General features: G+C 43.0%; 14 protein-coding genes. 9 read left to right on the top strand and 5 right to left on the bottom strand.

The window, feature by feature from the left end; translation table 11 throughout:
- Positions 1-424: 424 nt before the first annotated feature.
- From ACJJI4_RS13430 to ACJJI4_RS13400, 7 genes are all read left to right on the top strand, one after another.
- Complete coding sequence (locus ACJJI4_RS13430; protein ID WP_444925479.1) at positions 425-910, top strand: hotdog fold domain-containing protein; 486 nt, start codon at positions 425-427, stop codon at positions 908-910.
- Positions 911-1,077: 167 nt separating this feature from the next.
- Entirely contained in the window at positions 1,078-1,545 is a 468-nt protein-coding gene (locus ACJJI4_RS13425; RefSeq protein ID WP_444925478.1) for a hypothetical protein, read from the top strand.
- A 91-nt stretch (positions 1,546-1,636) separates the two neighbouring features.
- Entirely contained in the window at positions 1,637-1,861 is a 225-nt protein-coding gene (locus ACJJI4_RS13420; RefSeq protein WP_444925477.1) for an MAPEG family protein, read from the top strand.
- A gap of 401 nt (positions 1,862-2,262) precedes the next feature.
- Positions 2,263-2,661 (top strand): BlaI/MecI/CopY family transcriptional regulator, encoded by a 399-nt coding sequence (locus ACJJI4_RS13415; protein ID WP_444925476.1) that lies wholly within the window; start codon positions 2,263-2,265, stop codon positions 2,659-2,661.
- Positions 2,662-2,664: 3 nt separating this feature from the next.
- Positions 2,665-4,152, top strand: a complete 1,488-nt coding sequence (locus tag ACJJI4_RS13410) for a M56 family metallopeptidase (RefSeq protein WP_444925475.1) — start codon at positions 2,665-2,667, stop codon at positions 4,150-4,152.
- A 9-nt stretch (positions 4,153-4,161) separates the two neighbouring features.
- Positions 4,162-5,541 (top strand): M23 family metallopeptidase, encoded by a 1,380-nt coding sequence (locus ACJJI4_RS13405; protein WP_444925474.1) that lies wholly within the window; start codon positions 4,162-4,164, stop codon positions 5,539-5,541.
- Positions 5,542-5,670: 129 nt separating this feature from the next.
- Positions 5,671-6,540, top strand: coding sequence for an alpha/beta hydrolase (locus tag ACJJI4_RS13400; protein WP_444917762.1), 870 nt, complete (start codon positions 5,671-5,673; stop codon positions 6,538-6,540).
- A 68-nt stretch (positions 6,541-6,608) separates the two neighbouring features.
- Here the strand turns inward: ACJJI4_RS13400 and ACJJI4_RS13395 are convergent, their stop codons facing one another.
- The 5 genes from ACJJI4_RS13395 to ACJJI4_RS13375 form a co-directional block, all read right to left on the bottom strand.
- Positions 6,609-7,196: an endonuclease dU gene (locus ACJJI4_RS13395; RefSeq protein ID WP_444917761.1), complete on the bottom strand. Its 588-nt coding sequence runs from the start codon at positions 7,194-7,196 to the stop codon at positions 6,609-6,611.
- Positions 7,196-7,756, bottom strand: coding sequence for a DUF1415 domain-containing protein (locus ACJJI4_RS13390; RefSeq protein WP_413662718.1), 561 nt, complete (start codon positions 7,754-7,756; stop codon positions 7,196-7,198). The genes ACJJI4_RS13395 and ACJJI4_RS13390 overlap by 1 nt, the downstream gene beginning before the upstream one ends.
- An 8-nt stretch (positions 7,757-7,764) precedes the next feature.
- The gene (locus ACJJI4_RS13385) at positions 7,765-8,298 is read right to left on the bottom strand and encodes a DUF2058 domain-containing protein (protein WP_444917760.1); all 534 of its coding nucleotides are present in this window, start codon (positions 8,296-8,298) and stop codon (positions 7,765-7,767) included.
- Between the two features lie 134 nt (positions 8,299-8,432).
- A complete protein-coding gene (locus tag ACJJI4_RS13380; RefSeq protein ID WP_413662716.1) occupies positions 8,433-9,527 on the bottom strand; it encodes a PaaI family thioesterase in 1,095 nt (364 codons plus the stop codon).
- A 123-nt stretch (positions 9,528-9,650) separates the two neighbouring features.
- On the bottom strand, positions 9,651-11,120 hold the full coding sequence (locus ACJJI4_RS13375) for an alpha/beta fold hydrolase (protein WP_444925473.1): 1,470 nt from the start codon (positions 11,118-11,120) through the stop codon (positions 9,651-9,653).
- A 2,316-nt stretch (positions 11,121-13,436) separates the two neighbouring features.
- Here ACJJI4_RS13375 and ACJJI4_RS13370 point away from each other — a divergent pair.
- Positions 13,437-13,952 carry an RNA polymerase sigma factor gene (locus ACJJI4_RS13370; RefSeq protein ID WP_444907717.1) on the top strand — a complete coding sequence of 172 codons (516 nt, stop codon included), beginning with the start codon at positions 13,437-13,439 and terminating at the stop codon, positions 13,950-13,952.
- A gap of 318 nt (positions 13,953-14,270) precedes the next feature.
- A complete protein-coding gene (locus tag ACJJI4_RS13365) occupies positions 14,271-17,258 on the top strand; it encodes a TonB-dependent receptor (RefSeq protein WP_444925472.1) in 2,988 nt (995 codons plus the stop codon).
- The last annotated feature ends 551 nt before the right edge of the window (positions 17,259-17,809 follow it).

Here is a 17,809-nt window from a genome sequence, read left to right as displayed (position 1 = left end):
AAGATTTTCTGGTCTGATAATTTTCGATATCTATTCTCCAATATTAATTGACATATAACTAAGTACTCAATCTAAATTTTTTTGTGAAAGATTGCATGGGTAAATTTTTTGAACATCAAAAACAATCTTTCAGGGTGCTAGTGGCGATTTTCATTAAGTATGTCTTTCAGCTTGCAGATATAGTTACTTTGACTGTTAATGGATATGCTCTTAAGGAATACTAGTTATTAGTTCTAGCCCTATGAGTCACTGTCGCTTATGAGCCAAACTTTCTCTGGGATATTTCTGCGCTTGGAATAGCCCATGTCAATAAAACTGATAGATCTGAGTATCCTGGACTACCGGAAGTTGATATATAGTGGCCTAAATAGCTTAAGACCGCCCATATAGAGTGGCGGTTCGATGTATAGGATGGAGAGGTAAGATGGACTATCAATCTTCTAAAAGCCCAGTACTTAATCTTTGGGGGCGATTTGGCGGCTCGGCATTGGGCCGCTGGCTGGTGTCTAAATTAGTGGCACTTAAGGCGCCGTATTTTCGTTCAATCAAGCCACGTTTCCTGGAATTATCACCGGGTAAGGTGGAGGTTTTACTGAATAAGCGTTGGAGCGTGACAAATCATATCGGTACTGTACATGCTATCGCTATGTGTAACGCCGCTGAATTAGCTGGCGGTGTTTGTTTGGATGTGTCTTTGGATCGACGCTTTCGCTGGATACCAGTAGGGATGGAAGTCAAGTACTTAAAGATGGCGAAGACTAATCTGCGAGCCGTTTGTGAATATCCAGGGTTTAAAACCATTGAGGCTGGCGATGTTGTTATGCCTGTGAGCGTTATTGATACTAATGGAGAGGAAGTATTTCATGCCGATATTACCATGCGTGTATCAGAGCGCCCCAACGCGAAGTAGTAGAGTTGTCATTTGAGGTCAACTCTTGGTGTATTTTCAAGGGGAATTGCTTTACTTTGAGCTTGAATATGGAGAAGAGTATGCAGGCTGGGAGGGGATGAAGTGTGCTCTACTCATAAATCTCGTAGAATATTTCTTTGTTCAGTCTTGATGTATTTGGAGGGTTTATGAGATTGGCTTGGCAGATAGAAAAGTCGACATGCCTCTTTGGTGGTGAAAATAAAGCTGCTACGGAGCATGAGTTACACCGATCGGAAAGTACTGTCTTGGCTACTGATGATATTTATCAGGACCTTTCCGAGGTATTACAGCTCGCAATTTCCAAGCTTGATGAAAATGTAAGTGATACTTCTCTGTACTTCCTGATTAGTTGGGAGTCTGTATCTGCTTCTATGACGGTATCTGTAGTTGATGATAGCCGAAGCAATGACTCTAAAGTAGTTGTGCACTGTCACTTTGCTGGACTGGCTTCCCAATATGATGCTGGGCCGAAGAGGCAGGAGGCTTTGGTTAAATGGTCGGATGAACTTAGGTTTTGGTGTAAAGAGTATCTATCTACTGATCAAGGTTTTTCACAGTTTTCTCTGGTTGCATTGTTCGCGGCAGGCTCCAGAGATACTGCTGTGATTCTTTAAAATGTAGCTGAAAACGATGCTTATATAGTGTGAGCAACTAGGGCGGGGAGACGAGGCTTAAAATGCCCTCCCTGTACAAATAACATAGGAAATGGAGATTTCTATGAATGTTTACTATTTGTGTATTGGGCTCTTAGCGGCATTATCCCTTTTGCTCGGCGCCTTGGTTACTGTTGGGCGGGGTAAGTATGAGGTTTTAGTTGGGCATTCTTTCGACCCCGATAATACCCTACACAAATGGGTAAGGGCCCATGCAAATACAGCAGAATATGCTCCCCTTTTGATGGTACTTATTTACTTAGTGAGCTTAGGGTAGTCTTCTACCTGGGTTTGGTGGTTTGTTATTCTGCTGACCGCCTGTCGATTTCTTTTTGTTGCAGGCATCTTATTTCCCTCCACTATGGCAAAGCCTAACCCAATGCGCTTCTTGGGTGCTGTAGGCACTTATATCTTTGGATTGGGGCTTTGCTTGGCACTGGTGCAGCAAGCCCTGAGGTTTTGAGTTGGTTACAAGCGCTATCAAACCTTATATTGGTTGGTGCTTAAACTGATCAAAATCGATTGGTCTATCGATAGCTTTCAACTTTTTGCCAGTCGGCAAAAGCTGCTTACGGTCCTGGCTGTATAAAAAATAACCTAACAAGTTTCCCTGTAGGGCGGTTGACCGAATGCGACACTTGTCGCACACTAGCCCTGACTGTCACATGGGAAGATAAAATGAAAAAGGTAAAACCGTCCCCATCAGAACTTGCGCTGTTGAAAGCCCTTTGGAGGCGAGAACCGCTGAGTGCCAGAGAGTTGCATGACCGGGTGGGACCTGAATTGGGTTGGTCATACTCCTCTACTCGAAAGACACTAGACCGGATGCGGGATAAATCATTTGTGACTCAATCTGAGATCCATGGAATCCATGTTTATAGCCCTGCGATTGAAAAGGTGGAAACTCTGGCGTCATATGCAAAAGATTTCGCTGAAAGAGTATTAGAGCTTGATGGCCCCCTTCCTGTGTCGATGTTTGCCGGCAGTAAGTTAATGAGTGATAAGGATATCGAGGAGCTTCAGGCAGTGCTCGATTCCTGGCCTGACTCTGAGCTGGTCAACAAGGATGGTGAATAGGCTATGGCCGAGATAGTCTCTACAGTTCTACCATTTGCACTGGATTTTCTAGCTACTTCTTTCTTCTCAATATTGTGGGCGGGGTTGGTTTTTATTGTTATTTGGCTGGCAACAGCTAGAAATAAAGACAGCTTTAATGCGATATACCATTGGCGAAGTTTCTGGTTGTGTTCAATGGTCGCTGCCGGTTCCCCATTTTTTCTTGCACAATTGAGCGACCAGTTAACGTTGGGTATTGCTCCGGATCTGAATTTTGAATTACCGCCAGCTTATGAGGCTACCTCTATACCACCAATTAACGTAGTTCTGCATGAGTATGTGTCTACCTCTTTGAGTTCTGTTGAATTACTGGCTTTTCTTTGGTTGCTTATATATCTGTGCGGGGTGTTTTTTACCTTATCTAAAGTGGTAGTGAGTCAGTTTTTCTATGGAAAGAAATTGAGCTTAATAGCAAATAATAAGCTTTCTGTTGTTAAATTTGACCAGTTCTTTACTTCATCTCAAAGTGATTTTCTAATCAGAAGTAAAACTCAGGTGTTTATAACGCACTCAACGATTACACCATTTGTGATGCAGCTATTCAGTCGTAAATTGGTGCTTCCCTCCTATATTTTATCAATGAATGAAACGGAGCGTCATCTAATCATTGAGCATGAGATTATGCACTTGAAAAGGCTTGACCCCTTGTTGATTCTGATTGTGCATATATTTACTTGCATCCTATGGTTCAATCCCTTCTTAGGTTGGATGAAGTCTCGATTCAGCTGGGCGATAGAGTTGGGGTGCGATCGCGAAGTTCTAAAGTCATGTAAGCGAGAATTGCACCGTGTTTATGCACAAGCAATGATTGACACTCTTCGACGGAACTCTTCAAAAAGAACAAGTGACTGGGTTGTAGCTTTCTCTTTCTCTGGTGGTACGAGTCAGGCTCCTTTTTTCCGACGCAGACTTTTGAATATTATGGAAGCCTCAAGGGCGGGGGCTAATAATGGCGAATTAGGTGTCTATTTACGCGCTATGTTGTTCTGCAGTTTTTCAACCATTTTAATACTCGGAGGGCTACTGTTAAAACCGGGATTAACAATGGCTTCAGTGGAGATTACCAAATTGACAGTCCCGGTTGAGAGTGCCCGTATTAGTAGCCCTTTTGGTGATTTCAGTAAAATTCGCAAAAAACCCCATGAAGGTACTGACTTTGCGGCACCGATTGGTACTCCGGTGGTTTCAGCTGAAAGTGGTGTTGTAATAGTCTCTACTGATGATTATAAGCATAAAAATTATGGGAAAATCATAATTATTGATCATGGTAATAATACGAAAACTCTGTACTCCCATTTAAATGAGCGGGAGGTTGAGGCAGGGCAGTCAGTACGTGCCGGCCAGGCGATAGGAACTGTGGGTATATCAGGGCGTGTAACAGGGCCACATCTTCACTTTGAACTTATCAAAGAAGGCAAGCGAATCAACCCAGACACTTTGCTTGCGAAGTAAGGGGGGAGTGTGATTTATTACTTAAGAAAAGTAGGGTTACCTGTGAGGCGATTAACTATTTTCTTTCTGATCGATATCTGGAGGATGGCTTTGTTGCTGGTTCTTTTGTCGATTCAATCACTGGCGATAGCAGGGCCGTTATTGGAAAACCATTCCAATGTTAAATCGGTGCAATATGATTTATCTTTTACATTGCCCCTACTCAATGATCTATCCTTGGTACATCAAGATGAAGGGATGCAGCGTAGGGAGGTGGCCCCTCCATATAGAATTGAGGAAGAATATCTAGAGCGCATAAAAAAAGTTCAACTAGCTAAAAACCAAGGGGTTTTATCACTATTGGTGGATAGTGGAGTCGATCGTGCAGAAGCGTATAAAATAATTCAGGCTTTGTCGGAACATGTCAATGTCAGCATCCTACCAGTTGGTAAGGAATTTAACTTAACAATAGATACCACTGGAAAGCTTAATAAGCTTACCTTGGTTATTGGCTTTGCAGAGAGTTTGGAGTTGGTTAGACATGGAGACTATTATAGAGCTAATCAATTTGAATCTCCTGTCGATGCCAGGAAATACTACGTTAAAGGTGAAATTTCGGGCAGTTTATACCAAAGTGGAAAAGAGTCTGGCCTATCTAATTCTGTGCTCACAAAACTAAATGAAATATTTAGTTATTCCGTAGATTTTCAACGGCAGATTCGAGCAGGTGATCAATTCTCTGTTTTCTATGATACCTTGTTCAATAGCCAAACTGGAAAGGAAAAACTAAATAGAATTTTATTTGCTGAGCTTATTCTTAGTGGAGAAAAGATAAGTTTATATCGGTTTTCTACTGAGGGACCTCAGGGGGTGGATTATTTTTACCCTGATGGCCAAGGCTCTAGAGGGTTTCTAATGCGTACTCCGTTAGAGAATGCAAGGTTGTCATCTTATTTTGGGCGCCGCAAGCACCCAGTCCTAGGGTATACCCGAGTACATAAAGGTTTGGACTTTGGAGCCCCTTTGGGCACGCCGATATTGGCTGCAGGTGATGGTATTATTGAGCGAGCTTCTTATTTTGGTAGCTTCGGCAACTATATTCGTATTCGCCATGGCTCCGGGATAAAGACTATTTATGCGCACCTTAAGGGGTACGCGAAAGGAATTATTAAAGGGGGAAGAGTAAAACAGGGGCAGGTAATCGGTTACCTTGGCGCTACAGGTCGTGTGCAGGGGCGTCACTTGCACTATGAGATTCATAAAAATGGTACGGCTGTTGATCCATTAAAGCTTGACCTCCCTATTAGTAAGGGGCTGGTAGGAGATTCTTTAAATCAATTTTCTCAACAGGTTCAAAAGATTCAAGATGAATTGATAAAGTACGCTCAACCAAATCAGTTTGATTCATAATTAAGCTTTTCTTTATCTTTTTTATTTCTCTCTCACCTTATTATATTCAGGGTTTAACTGACTTACATTTTGTTGGTGGCAAATTTTTTCTTAAAGCAATATTGAGTATAAAATTAAACTAGGTTAAATATGATTAGAGCTATTCTGCTGATAGCCATTCTGGTGCTGTCTAATTCACTAATTGCAAAGCCCCTTATTACCAAGGTTTCTGAATCTTTTGAGTTAAGTGGATCTAAAATATACACAGTTGACTCTGATATTCTCAAACGCAAATACGACTTGTACGTGAAGTTACCATCAGGTTACTCGAACGATGACAATAAAAATAAGACCTACCCGATAATTTACCTTAATGATGGGCCTCATACATTTAAGGTTGCCTCGGGTGTTACACACTTTAAGGATATGGATAAAGCCATCGTAGTTGCTATTTCATTCGCTCACGGAGAAAACGGGCAGTATAGTCGAGTTCGAGATCTCACGCCCGTAGTCGATAGTGGGTGGAAGCGTTATACAACTGGTGGAGCCAGTAAGTACTTACAGTTTATTGAAAAAGAAGTAATGCCCTTTATTGAGGGGAGCTTTAGGGGGGATCCCACACGTAGGATTCTTTCAGGTCATTCACTGGGTGGATCTTTTGGTGCTTGGGTATTACTTACCAATCCACAGTTGTTTTCCACTTATATCCTGACAAGTCCTTCTCTTTGGTTTAAGGGTGAAATGATCTTTGATTTGGAGAATAAATATGCAAGCCATAACAACACACTGCCTGTAAACGTCTATATTGCCACTGGCGCTTTGGAGACAATACAAAAGAGCCACATGCGTAATGATATGGTAGATGGGCATAAGAGATTTCTTGCTAAATTACAGTCGCGTAATTATCGTGGATTAAAGCTTAGTGGAGAGGTGGTGAGCGGTACGGACCACTATTCCACTTTCCCGGTGGGGTTGGCAAAAGGTTTAAGGTGGGTATATCAGGATTTGTGGGCAATATAATAATTCTCGCGGTAAAAGAAGAGCTATAGCTGCCCGTGACAAATGGTAGATCTGTTATGCTATTGGAATTATGCGCGTTTGCCACTTTGTCCGGTCATTACTGCCGCGCCAATCATATGGGCTAAACGTAGAGCTTCAGGGACATACCCAGTGTCAGTGGTTTGCTCTAACACCTGGGCGGCAATCTCCGGTTTACATCCCTGCACTTGAAAATGGAAGTTATTGTAGTTATGGATACTCCCAGCTTTCATCAGGGTTTCTTTACGCAGTAGATAGTCAGGAAAATTTTGCAGCGCTTTATCAATGGCTTGAATGTCTGGTGGTTTTCGCATTAACGCGATACAAGGGCGCTGTAAGATATCGGCCAGCTTGGGTAGATCAATAATATTGAAACCACCTACTGCTACTCCATCGGTCAATACGGCATTTACCTGGCTGTAGAATTTACTTTCTTTCAGCAGTGTGGCAAGTGTTTCTGTAGCTTCCATCCCATCTTTGCTTACCTGCCCCCAAAGCATTCCCTCAAAGCGAGTTTTGGTGCAGACAATACCGCTTACTTTTACCGGCGCGCCCCTTCGTTTTTCAAAAGGGGCGTCATCAAAACCGATAACTCGGATCTGCTTCCTTAATCGTAATAATTCTGCCAGAGGCTTCATTATTTCTTGTTGCCCTGAAGAAATAAGTAGGGAAATAACTTTAGTTTTTCCTCATGGCTTAATGATTCCATACGACGGATATTATTTTCTGGAATACTCTCTGGATCTGGATATAGATCAATCATTTTTTCCAGGTTTTCTTCTCTCAGCAGGTGTAAGATAGGATAGGGTGCGCGATTAGTTAGGTTTTCTGCATCGGCGGCTGCAGTGCCAGCAAATTGATAATCTGGGTGGAAGCTGGCTAATTGATAGGTGCCTACATAGTCGTTGCGTTCCAGTAACCACTCTGCTAAATCCAGGAACTGGTTGTAGTCGCTGAATTTCCCTAGGTGATTAGGGATAATCAATAAGGTGGTAAGCAATTCAGATTCCGAAGTGGTATCGAGCCGACGTAATTCCGACAATAGATCACTGAGTAGCGCCTCGTCTCCTGTGGCAGGACTCACCTTGAGTCGAATTTGCCCTGCACGCAGAGGTTTGCGTGCGAAAGGGCAGAGGTTGAGACCGACAACCACATCAGTAAGCCATTGTTCTACCGCCTGAGTAACAGCTTTTTCCATTTGACTGCTTACCACATAAGATCATCGGGGATCTGAAAGTCTGCATAGGGATCATCTTCATCTACCACTGCTGAACTTTCAGCAGGCCTGATTACGATATCGCTATTGCGCTCCGCAATTTTCTCGGCAATAACCCGTGGAACCAACTCAAATTGTTCTCCCTGGGCAACAATCATCAGGCGCCCCGCAATCAAGTGATCCCTTAATTCTTCGCTGACATAGATGGTTTTGATTTTTTTGTCGAAAGTGAAGTTATAAGTAATTTCACCAGAATAAGGTTGGCGATTTTTTTCCACCAATTGCTTGATTTGCGCGGCAATAGCTTTCTGCTGTGCAGCCGCATCGCGCTCAGCATTGAGGGCGCGATCACGAGCGGCTTTCTCTGCTTGAGCCTTTTGTGCTGCTAGCTTTGTTTCATCAATCTGGGGTTGTGAAGACTTCTTCGCAACTTTCTGTTGCTTCCGTTTATCTTTGCTGATTTGTTTGGCTTTCTTTTTATCGACAAGTCCTGCTTGGAGTAGTTGGTCTTGCAATGAGGCCATAGTCTCTTCCCCGTGAAAGTCTAAAGTTTCGGCAGCCTTTACAGGTATGCCTGATCAAATTTTCACCAACCATATGGGTTGATAGTTTGTGAGGGTATTTTACCTGAAGATGGTCCAACTACCGCTAAAGATTTTTATGGTGTCCAAGGCTTACCGGAGGTAGCAGTTGCGATGATTTCATCGGGTTCCTTGCCGTCACTCAGCATTTGAGCGCCCCCTGGAATTACCAGGGCTGAGCCAGTAGCAATAGCCACCCGCTTGCCACTGGGAGTATCAATGTTGCAAGAGGATACCCTCAGCTGCCGGCCGCGGTGGAGTACCTGCGCCTCCAGAATCAAGTCGCCACTGTTGAGCTTGGCTGGGCGAGCAAAGCGGATATGCATGTCCAGAGTAGCGAATATAGATCCTGCAGGCAGTGTGGAGTAGACCGCGCCTCCCATGGTGAAATCTGCGGCCCATGCCAAAAGTCCACCATATATAGAAAGGGTCCCATTGGAGAACCAGGGAGAGGAGGGCATAGTCGAGATACAGCGACCATTTTCAACCTCTATTGCGCGGTAACCTGTGAGCATCCAGATAGGGTGAGTTCGCCCCTCACTAATCGTGGTTCTCTGCAATTCGATAGGGACTTGCTCCGGTAAGTGTGCCATGTCGCAAAAGAACGTTTTTGGAGGAGGGCGAAGATAAGGGTCAGGTGTATCTGTTGGTCCTAGGTCGGGAATTGGAAGCTCCTGATCTGGGTTGACTGGAAAGTCGGCAATAAGACAGCGAGTGCTACCGAAAGCGAGGGTTCTCCCCTCCTGATCGTTAATCTGAATACTTGAGAGCCCCACCTGGTTGCCTGAATGAACGGTCGTAGCTCTACCAACAATATTTTGTGTACTGCTAGTGATGGGTCGAATAAAGCACATATTTAATTCTGATGTGCTCAAGACTTTACCAGCGGGTAAGGTTGTCCATATTGCGGAGGCCAAGGGGGCGTCTGCAAACATGGCATAGATCCCCCCCCAATAGATCCCGGTCCCATCAGCTAGCCACGGCGTAATAGGCATAGAATAGGTGGCCTTACCAAGGCCGGCCTCGGTGGGAGTCATACCCGTTAGTCGCCAAAAAGGGGGCCCGGGTAAGCTGCCGCGAATGTAACGTTTAAAGGTGTCGAGACCAGGTTGCTGCAACGCCCTGAGGTCACAGATGGCACCACGATGGACTTCGTCGGTGATATTGGTCATCCCCCAGCCTCCAGTTGCTTCTAGGACAAGGGTAATGTGAGGGTTTGTTGGATGCGAAAAAGGGAGAAAGCTGCGGAAGAGTCTTTTACCCTAACAGCGCAGCTATCGATCGGCGGATACTGGTTATGGAGCTAAGTTGGGTAGTTTGGCTACGATATGGGTATTCGGGATAGGCTGCCCTTCCATAAATAGGTTTATCGCATCCTGGACTTCAGGGGAAGCCATTAATAAATTATGCCCTGCATTTTCGACTGTTATTTTAGTGGCGTTTTTGAACCCTGAAATGGCTTCATATTGACCTTCCAGGTAAGTTCTTCCGTCCAAGGTCCCGCTAAATAGTAATACCGGAATATTGCTGACTGGCTTTTCCCGAAATTTATCCCCAAGATCCAACTCTGGCGCTAAATTATCGTAGTGCAGAGAGAAATTTAGGTAGTCTTTCAGTAGAGATTTTTGTGCCTGCTCTACAACCTGTGCTTTACGCTTCATATCAATTCCAGAGGCTATATCCATCGCCGTAGGCATCGGGCGCAGGGATATGGGTATGCCTGGTTGCAGAAATTCATCGGGGAAGTAACGTCTGGGCACCTTGTCGAAACTAAATGTAGCTCCTTGGTCCAAATCGCGATAAAACCTGAGTAGATGGCTGACACTTTTAGGGTCCGCAATGAATGCCGAGGCTAGTTGTTGCATATCCCTACGCTGTAGGAGGGATTCGACTTCCCTGCCATCCCGTTGAGGGATTTTAATTTTCAATGGTTGTGACTCAAGTTTTTTATGGACTCGGCTTATAAGTGCTTTAATATCTGGATAGGCTTTTTTTGCTGCGGGTTGCTGATTGATTGCCTGTTGTAGACGGTTTAGATAGTAATCTGTTCGGGCGGGCAGCTTGATGGTTTGGTCCAAACCCTCTGCACTGGATAAAATTAGCTTATCAATAGAACCTTCGATCTCCTTTACCGCTGCCAAAGAGAGATGGCTTCCATAAGATGTTCCCCACAATACTATTTTCTCTGCACCCAAATGGCTCCGTATGGCATCAAGATCTCGGGCATTTTCGAGAGTATTATAGGCATTTAGGTTTACACCAGTAAGCTCCCAAAAATGTAAGCACTCTTTTAGGGCTTTGCGGTGGTAGTTGATATACTGGGTATCGGTGATTGGTTCAAGGGAAGGTACAATTTGCTTGGATTCACAATTGGGAAGGTCATTGGAGCGGCCGCTACCACGTTGATCTAATGCGATAACATCACCAAATTGTCGCAACGCCATAAACATATCAAAGCGATAGTTAACGGCCGTAATTCCTGAGCCACCAGGGCCACCTGCCAGGTAGATTATTGGTGGGCCCACTTTCTTTCCTGTTGCAGGAAACCTTACATATTGGAGGGTGATATTACGGCTATCTTTCTTAGTGCGATCTTCTGGTACCTCAATAAAGCCTTGATAGCCCTCTGCAGTTTGTTTGCTCCATGTAGTAAAGGTGTGCGGTTTTTCATTGTTAATGGACTTTGCTGATCCGCTGACAGGGCTCAGTGATAGCATTATTATTAGCGGAGCGAAAAGATGTGCTTTTTTGGCATTATTTTTCATTGTTTCGATACTTCCTTATTGTCGAACTTAGGCGAATGTTATTGTTTTAGATTGGGCTCTTATTTTCAAGTGGATAAAAAGTTTATTCGAGAGCTCATGGGGCTTTTCTCGATATAGATACCCCGTGAATATCGGTAATATAAGCTATTAACCTCTCACTAGGGATTTCGGTTTAATTAGGCTGTCAGACAGAAGTCCGAAAAATAGTAGGTGGATGTTTAAACCCCAGTACTAATGGGTTTATGGGGCCCGTGCAAGGTTATAATTATTGATAGGCAACATTGCTACTCTATGAAAGCTAGCTTTCCTTAAATTCACTATATAGCAATTAAGCTCTTGCTCTAAAATAACTAAAAAATGGTTCTACGCCTGGGGTGGCAAGTGTTCAGGTATTATGGGTTGTTATATAAAATCATTATGCTCAGATTCATGGGGCGCCTCTGATGTAGATATTTTACCTGAAGTAGGGGGTCTGAGAGCGAATCGTATGGCGATTTGAAATTCATCATCCCTAGATAATAGCTTTGGTAAAGTGAGGTTATAGTGTCAATGAAAAAATGCCAGCTATAACAATAAAGATAGCCTTTTTATCTTTGGTTTGTTCATCACGCCTATGAGATTTTTATAAATTTTAGTGGTTGTATATCGTTGATATAAAAGACCTTTGTATTGATAAAACTGTCATCTAGTAGCTCATATTTTTATTGCTCTTACATTCTCGTTATGTATAGCAAGCCAAGTCCTAAATGGCAGTAGTTGGGAATGAAGTGCCATGATTTGCTTCTGGAATAATGAGCAGTCGGGAGCTTACCTCTAGCCTTCTTCAATGATTAATTTTCTTTAGGGCTGCCTCGCTCCCCTTACCATGTCGTTGCGAGTTTGGCTTTTTTCTGGAGATTCTATGGCACCAACTCCAATAAACACCTTTCGGTGATTAAAGCTGGGAGTAGCTTTCACATTAAGGATTCTTGCACGATCGTACCGCACTGATATCCTGCTGAGGATATAGTTATCAAAGCCGCTTAGCCTGGTAAGCAACATATATGTGCCAAATAGCCCGCCTAGAGAGTGCTCTATGAAGGTGTGTCCAATGTCAGATAGGCGATGTGATCTTGCTAGGAGGGGCAAAATGACGTCATGAATAAAAGTGGCATGCTCATAGGCCTTGCCAGTTAAATATTTCCAGTTTTTATCGCTGATGGGGGTAAAGTCCCGAATACGGCTGGCATGATTTTTGACCCTTTTGAGTAAGATAGTCCAACTAAAATGACTTCCTGCAGTTTGCCAAAATCCATCGGCACTTGAGTTGTACCTGAAGTGGCCTGAAAGGCTGAGTCTGCATCTGTCATAAGCACTAAAGGATATCGTTAGTCGAGGGTACTTTCGTAACTCTTAGGTAACTTAACGTAAAGTGAATAGGACCTAGTACTGATAGGATCTTTAACTCCAGGCTGCTGCTTCGAGGAATTTGGAACGGTGAGATGTCTGCGTTCACTGAAAGTGGAGGGGCTGAACAAAGGCTGAGGGTGCAAAACAAGGTTGCTTAGGACCCTATCAGGGCTTTAGCACGGATAAAACGCTTGTACTTTTTGTATAGTGGCTTGACAGGCGCCATAAACGAAAGTGCCATTTTCTTTCTCAGTTACGACCATATTGGCGCGAACAAAAAGTCAGGAAAGTACTCTATCATATAGAAAGGGTGGCATGTTGAAAACGGCTTGTATAAGTTTTATTCAAAAGATAGCAATTTTTTTTGCAATAAGATAAAGAGTATGAAGCTCTCAATGTTTCTGTGGAAGTGTAAAAATCTACTTTACTACTACAAAAATGGAAGAAGTAAGTAATTCTATTTTTATATTTCGTAATGTAGCTTTTTAATATTTGCAATTATTCAAGTACTTGTTCCATTTTCCCCTCTTTTATTTTCCCTCCTTTTGAAGGTTAATAGTCTACGATTTGATTAGCCTTTAGGCGCTGAAGTTCATAGTAATTTCTCTCTATGCTTCTAATTTAGGCGTTACTTTTTTCCAGTCACTGGAGGTGGTCGTTTATCGTATGTTTTTTGTCTACTCTCTATGTTTTTAGGGGGGTAACTTTAGTAAAGCTAAAGATTTATATCGATTTAGCTAGTTGATACTCGATTTTGAAAAGAAGGCTGGTTTTGTACTACAAAAATAATTTGACCAAAAAATAATTGATCGATGGTTTGTTTTGTTCATTGTCTCTAGAGAGCCTCTGTAAGTTGTACTAATTATTGCAAAATTCTCCAGAAGCTCAGGGAAACCGATCGGTCACACGAGATGGTTTACTAGAAAAATGGAAAACTTTTATCAGGATGATGTGACGCAGTGGGTTGGTGAGTATGGATTGGATTTGAAACGTTACTTTTCTTCCCGAGTTAATCTATCTGATGTTGATGATCTAGTCCAGGAGGTTTTTATTCAGTTATATATTCGTATCAAAAAGTATGGAGGGCAAATCGAAAACCCAAGAATTTACATCTATGCCATGGCAAGAAATCTTTTGATTAGTCATGGTAGGCGTCAAAAGTCTAGGTGTGGAGGGTTACATGACTCTATTGATCACAAAGTCGACATCCCTTACATGATTAGTCCGGAACGGACGGTGATGGGAATACAGGCTTATACCCGAGTGCTGGAAGCTATTTTAGGGTTGCCGCCAAGAGCTGGTACAGCTTTTCGCTATCATCGCTTTGAGGGAATGACTTATCAAGCAATTGCGGAGCAAATGGGAATCTCTAAGGATTCGGTTAAAGAGTTAATACAGCGTGCTTTGACCAAGGTTAGGCAGGTGGCAGAGGAAGCTCCTTGATGGCGCAAAATAGATCATATTGTACTGTAGGTTGTGACCTTTTTTCGAGTAGATGTCTAACGGAACAATAAGCTCAACTAGAAATTTTTTGGTGAGTGATTCTGCTGACGCTACGCCAGAGGTTTGGCTTTTTAGTTCTAACTGTCGCAGCTTTCGAAATATTTAGTTAATAATTCTGCTTTAGCCCCCAGAAAATCAAGTTTATTTTTTATCCCCCCTTTTTTTTAGCTCTCGCGTCTTAAATGTTGTTGAACCTGAAATAGGTTTATATCAGGTAAATAACCCAATAATACCGACAATAAAGAGAGACGTAGTGTGATGATGAAACCTGTCAAAAAGAAAACATTGATTGCACAAGCGATTTATCAATCTGGACATTCATGCCAAATTACTCCCTGGTACAGCTCCATTGTTGCCTCTTTGGCATTTGCAGTTGTTCCTACCATTTCCAGTGCCCAGGAGAGTGAAGAAGGTAAACACCCAAGACAGGTGATTGAGGAGATCACGGTTACTGCGCAGAAGATTGAAGAGAGTATTCAAGATGTGCCCATTGCAGTATCTGCACTCAGTGGTGACAGTATGGATGACCTTAAAATTGAGCGGGGGGAAGAGTTGCTACGAGCTGTCCCAAATGCCAATTTTTCTAAATCCAACTTCAGCACCTATAACTTCTCTATTCGCGGTATAGGCACTAAAGCTGTTTCTGCTGCTTCGGACCCGGCGGTTGCTGTGAGCTTCAACAATACTCCTTTAATTCGCAATCGATTATTTGAGCAAGAATTCTTTGATGTGCAACGGGTTGAAGTCTTGCGTGGCCCCCAAGGTACACTTTATGGCCGCAACGCGACAGCTGGCGTAGTTAATATGTTGCCAATTATGCCTGGAGATGAGTTTGCCTCTGAGATCAAGGCGGAGGTGGGCAGTTATAATACCAAGCGCGCCAGCGGAATGTTTAATATGCCATTGGGGGAGACCATGGCGTTGCGTTTCTCCGGGGCCATGACTAAGCGTGATGGTTTTGATTACAACACTTATACCGGTAACGATGTTAATGACCGCGATCTATATTCTACTCGTGCAATTTTTGAGTGGGAACCCAGTGAATCCTTTAGTGCCAATTTAATATGGCAGCACTTTGAAGAAGATGATCGGCGCTCACGCACGGGCAAGCAACTTTGTACAAAAGATCCAGGCCGAACACATATTGGTGATACTGAACTAACAGGCTTTACGCCAGTGTTTTTTAGTCAGGGTTGTCTGCCTAGCTCGATTTATAGTGATGACGCTTACAGCGCACCCAATGCTCAGGGTTTTGCGAGCGTTTTGGCTACCGGGTTAATTGTCACGAGCTATGGCCAGGTTATTGACTGGTTTACTGACCCTTATGCGAATTCAACGCAGTCACGTGATCTTCGTAAAATTGAAACCAGTTATGATCCGGTATTTCGCGCAGAGAATGACTTAGTGCAACTGAACTTCGAATGGGGCCTGACAGACTCTCTTACATTTTACTCTCAGTCGACTTATGCTAAGGACGATTACTATTCATCCCAAGATTATAATCGTTATGTTTCAGATCCCATCTTTAATGATGGGGGTAATTTAGAACCTACACCGGGGGGAGTTTTTACTGATCCACAGTTGGGACCCTCTGAAGGACTGTTGGCGGTTGATATTAGTCGATCAGATAATAAACAGTGGAGCCAGGAATTCCGATTGCAGACATCTTTCGATGGCCCTTGGAATTTTTCAGTGGGCACAAACTATTTAGACTTTAAAACCCAAGATGACTATTTTGTATTCAATAATATATTTAGTATGGTGGCGCAATATCTATATAATGCCGACCGCGATGAAAATTTCAACTTAGTATTTCAAAACTGTACTGATCCAGAAGTAAATGTTGGTTCAGATTGTATTTATGTTGACCCTAATTCGATAGAAAACATTGATGAGGAAGGACATAACTATTTCTTGAGTCGAAATTTGGTGGAAGTTAATTCTTGGGCATTATTTGGTGAAACTTATTGGCAAATTAATGATGATGTAAAGCTAACTACCGGCCTTCGCTATACAAATGATCGCAAGCGCTCTACTCCAGTACCCAGTCAGCTGTTGTTAGGTACTTTTTATGATCCGGTAACGGGGGAAGTCTCCTCCGGTGAAGTCTCCGGGGGGCTTATCCATCGAGGCTATCCGGAAGGTGATCCGGCTACTCAGAACTGGAAGGAGTACACCGGGCGTGCAGTTTTGGACTGGAGAACGGATCTGCCCTTTACGGATGAAACTATGCTCTATATGTCCTTTGCGCACGGCTATAAAGGTGGTGGTACTAACCCTCCCCGAGCCGAGGTTGATCCAGCAATAGTACAGTTTCAGCCCCTGGAAGATTCTTTTGAGCCGGAGTTTGTCAACGCAATTGAGTTTGGTAGTAAGAACATTCTTTTCGATGGTAGCTTATCGCTTAATGCTAGTGCCTTTTACTACGATTATACCGACTATCAAGTCTCTCAAATTGTTGACAGAATTTCTCTCAATGAGAATTTTGATGCGGAAACTATGGGGCTTGAGCTTGAGCTGGCTTGGCAGCTTACAGATGCAACACGAATAGATATGAATTTAGGGTACCTAAAAACCCGAATTGCAGACGGAGAGGAATCTGTTGACGTGATGGATCGTACTCAGGGCAATGAAGATTGGGTACTGGTTCGTCCTAGCATCCAGGTGCCGTCTAACTGTATTGCACCTGTGGATTTAGTTGAAACGGTTATGGCAGCGCCTAATATTTTCGCTATTTGGTCGCTTTGTGCGGGTTCCGCCCAGTATGGTTCATTCTCTCCAGAAATCGAGGTCTCGGATGCATTGCGCCATGATATCAATTATGGAGTTGATTCCTACAACCCGCTAACCGATGCACCTAATGGGGGGCGTGGTTTTGCTGCTGATTTAAGTGGAAATGAGTTACCCAACGCACCACGTTTCACCGTTAATTTCGGAGTGGAACATACGATTCCTATTGAGAATTGGGATTTAACTCTACGAGCAGATTACTACCGTCAGTCGGAAAGTTATGCTCGTGTATATAATACTGAGTATGATCGTTTGAAGGCTTGGAGTAATCTCAATGCTTCAGTTAGCCTCAGCAATCCTGACTCTGATCTATATATGCAGCTCTACGTGAAGAATATTTTTGATGATGCGCCTATCACTGATATGTTCACTAATAGTGATGATTCAGGTCTTACTACTAATGTGTTTACATTAGAGCCTCGTATTGTTGGCTTAAGTGTTAGTAAAGGGTTTTGATTAATCCGGCGAAATCTGTGATTCATTGTTTAGATTTGATTGAATGAATATGTAGGTTGGTGAGAGGATTTCTTGCCAACCTGTTTTTGCATTTTTATAGATGCCTTCTGAAGTCTAGCGGTCTTGGCTTTAGGGGCGCTGCCAGTTTTCGTACTGCATATGAGTTTTGGGTTAAAAAAATAGTCATTGATTATTGTTGGCAGGTATATAAATTAACTGTTTCCGTAATGCTAGTGTTGTTAGCATCTAGGGCTATTAATTAAGGCGGGATAGACTTAGAGGCTGTATAGGTGAAATGAGAGCTTGTTGAAATTACACTATTAATTTTCCTCTAGCTGTCTGAACCTGCGCTGGGAGTTTTGGCGCTGTTGAAGGTAGTTTTTCCATTTGGCTGATTCAATAATCTTATGAGGTCTCCAGCATATTCACCGGCTATCGTCTTAATAAGTCTATTTTTAATGAACATGGTATTGCTCATGCACTTATAGGATAAATCGTGAGGTTCCATCTTGCTGAAAAAAAACAATTTATTTTCATCATTTACTTCTTGC

Source organism: Microbulbifer maximicatervae (SeqCode), from assembly GCF_052467305.1.
The sequence above is the reverse complement of the archived record's forward strand: the minus strand, read 5'-3'. Positions and strand labels throughout refer to the sequence as shown.

Coding starts and splice junctions, on each gene's coding strand:
- ACJJI4_RS13415 (WP_444925476.1), top strand. CDS start 2,263: ATGAAAAAGGTAAAACCGTCCCCATCAGAACTTGCGCTGTTGAAAGCC.
- ACJJI4_RS13425 (WP_444925478.1), top strand. CDS start 1,078: ATGAGATTGGCTTGGCAGATAGAAAAGTCGACATGCCTCTTTGGTGGT.
- ACJJI4_RS13430 (WP_444925479.1), top strand. CDS start 425: ATGGACTATCAATCTTCTAAAAGCCCAGTACTTAATCTTTGGGGGCGA.
- ACJJI4_RS13370 (WP_444907717.1), top strand. CDS start 13,437: ATGGAAAACTTTTATCAGGATGATGTGACGCAGTGGGTTGGTGAGTAT.
- ACJJI4_RS13390 (WP_413662718.1), bottom strand. CDS start 7,756: ATGGAAAAAGCTGTTACTCAGGCGGTAGAACAATGGCTTACTGATGTG.
- ACJJI4_RS13385 (WP_444917760.1), bottom strand. CDS start 8,298: ATGGCCTCATTGCAAGACCAACTACTCCAAGCAGGACTTGTCGATAAA.
- ACJJI4_RS13395 (WP_444917761.1), bottom strand. CDS start 7,196: ATGAAGCCTCTGGCAGAATTATTACGATTAAGGAAGCAGATCCGAGTT.
- ACJJI4_RS13420 (WP_444925477.1), top strand. CDS start 1,637: ATGGAGATTTCTATGAATGTTTACTATTTGTGTATTGGGCTCTTAGCG.
- ACJJI4_RS13400 (WP_444917762.1), top strand. CDS start 5,671: ATGATTAGAGCTATTCTGCTGATAGCCATTCTGGTGCTGTCTAATTCA.
- ACJJI4_RS13410 (WP_444925475.1), top strand. CDS start 2,665: ATGGCCGAGATAGTCTCTACAGTTCTACCATTTGCACTGGATTTTCTA.
- ACJJI4_RS13375 (WP_444925473.1), bottom strand. CDS start 11,120: ATGAAAAATAATGCCAAAAAAGCACATCTTTTCGCTCCGCTAATAATA.
- ACJJI4_RS13380 (WP_413662716.1), bottom strand. CDS start 9,527: ATGACCAATATCACCGACGAAGTCCATCGTGGTGCCATCTGTGACCTC.
- ACJJI4_RS13365 (WP_444925472.1), top strand. CDS start 14,271: ATGATGAAACCTGTCAAAAAGAAAACATTGATTGCACAAGCGATTTAT.